The 1,530-nt window shown below is 74.2% G+C and carries 2 protein-coding genes and 1 pseudogene; 1 reads left to right on the top strand and 2 read right to left on the bottom strand.

The features are described from left to right. Positions 1-144 precede the first annotated feature (144 nt). Complete coding sequence (locus AB0M52_RS33895) at positions 145-525, top strand: FKBP-type peptidyl-prolyl cis-trans isomerase (protein ID WP_111213040.1); 381 nt, start codon at positions 145-147, stop codon at positions 523-525. A gap of 138 nt (positions 526-663) precedes the next feature. Here the strand turns inward: AB0M52_RS33895 and AB0M52_RS33900 are convergent, their stop codons facing one another. Together AB0M52_RS33900 and AB0M52_RS33905 are read right to left on the bottom strand one after the other, a co-directional pair. Beyond that, positions 664-1,017, bottom strand: coding sequence for an STAS domain-containing protein (locus AB0M52_RS33900; protein ID WP_363961972.1), 354 nt, complete (start codon positions 1,015-1,017; stop codon positions 664-666). A gap of 174 nt (positions 1,018-1,191) precedes the next feature. Continuing rightward, a pseudogene (locus tag AB0M52_RS33905) lies at positions 1,192-1,428 on the bottom strand (L,D-transpeptidase); the annotation flags it as partial. Positions 1,429-1,530: the final 102 nt, after the last annotated feature.

A 1,530-nucleotide genomic window follows, 5' to 3' on the forward strand; every position in this document is an offset into this window, starting at 1 on the left:
AGCAGCTCCGGCGCTCGGGCGACAGTGGCCCCGATGCACGATGCCCGCCGCTCCAGCACCTCCAACGCGGCCCGGGCCACCACCGGCCGGCATAGGATCCGGCAGAATTGTGCTGACCGAAGCCGACGTCACAGGAGAATCCACATGAACCAGGCAGCGAGCAAGCCCGAGATCGGCCCGATCGAGGGTGCCCCGCCGGCCGACCTCGTGATCGAGGACATCACCGTGGGCGAGGGCCCGGAGGCCCAGCCCGGCCAGGTGGCCCGCGTCCACTACGTCGGGGTCTCGCACTCCACCGGTGCCGAGTTCGACGCCTCCTGGAACCGGGGCGACGCGTTCGAGTTCCCGCTCGGCGGCGGCCGGGTCATCGCCGGCTGGGACCAGGGCGTGGTGGGGATGCGGGTCGGGGGTCGCCGCAAGCTGACCATCCCGCCGCACCTCGGCTACGGCAGCCGGGGCGCCGGTGGCGTCATCAAGCCCAACGAGACCCTGGTCTTCGTGGTCGACCTGCTCGGCGTCCGCTGATCCGCGAGTCCGGCGCCGGCCCCCGTGCCCGGCGCCGGACTCGTCGCCGGCACCGAACCGCGGCGCCGGCAGTTCATGCCGCCGGAGCTGACCACGGCGCCCGCCGCGATGCGTCGCCTGCGGTGCCGTGCCGGCGCGTCACACCGCCGCGAGCAGTCGCTCGGGTGCCGCGCCGGCGACGACCGGCATGACCCGGCGCAGGCCGGTGGCGCGCAGCACCCGCTCCACCACCGGCGGCGGGTCCACCAGCACCAGCTCGCCGCCCTGGGCCCGCACCCACAACCGCGCCGCGACCAGCGTGCGCACCCCGGCCGCGGAGAGCACCCGGACGCCGGAGAGATCCACCCGCAGCTCCGGCCGGGCCGGTGCCGCCCAGAGGGCGGCCCGGAACGCGGCGACGGTGGCGATGTCGACCACGCCGACCGCGCGGACGCACACCGCGTGGTCGGACACGGTGGTCTCGACGTGGAACCGCTCCTCGCGCTCTCGCATGAGACGAACCTATCGGCCGGCACCGACACTTCCGCCCTGCCGCGAGATGGTTCCGGGTAAGCCCAGGGCAGGACCCGCAGGACCCGCACATCCACCCTAGGGACGATCCCGGGCCATCAGAGCGACGCCGGGCCGGTCCATGACGGACCGGCCCGGCACGTACGGTCCGGCCGGTCAGCCGCCGCTGGCGGACGGTGCCGGCTCGGGCGAGCCACCGGCCACCGCGCCCGGGTCCGGCGCCTGGGTCGGGGTGGGCTTCAGCCCAGACGGCACCGGCAGCGCGCTGCCCTTGGCGAACTCGTCCCAGCTGACGTTCCAGGCCGTCCAGCCGTTGCCCTCATCGAGCTTGACCTCGGTGCCCTTCACGGTGACCAGGTCGCCGACCTGAGTGATCCCCATCAGCCAGTCGGCGTTGGCGCGCTGACCATCCTGGTGAAGGTGCCGGCGGCCAGATCCGGCTCGATCAGCCCGGTCAGGCCGGCCAGCAGCAGTCCACCGATGGCCACGCAGACC

Source organism: Micromonospora sp. NPDC051296, assembly GCF_040682255.1.
Classification (GTDB): Bacteria; Actinomycetota; Actinomycetes; order Mycobacteriales; family Micromonosporaceae; genus Micromonospora; species Micromonospora craterilacus.

Bases quoted from the DNA above. Each gene is read 5' to 3' on its own strand.
- AB0M52_RS33895 (WP_111213040.1), top strand. From the start codon at position 145: ATGAACCAGGCAGCGAGCAAGCCCGAGATCGGCCCGATCGAGGGTGCC.
- AB0M52_RS33900 (WP_363961972.1), bottom strand. From the start codon at position 1,017: ATGCGAGAGCGCGAGGAGCGGTTCCACGTCGAGACCACCGTGTCCGAC.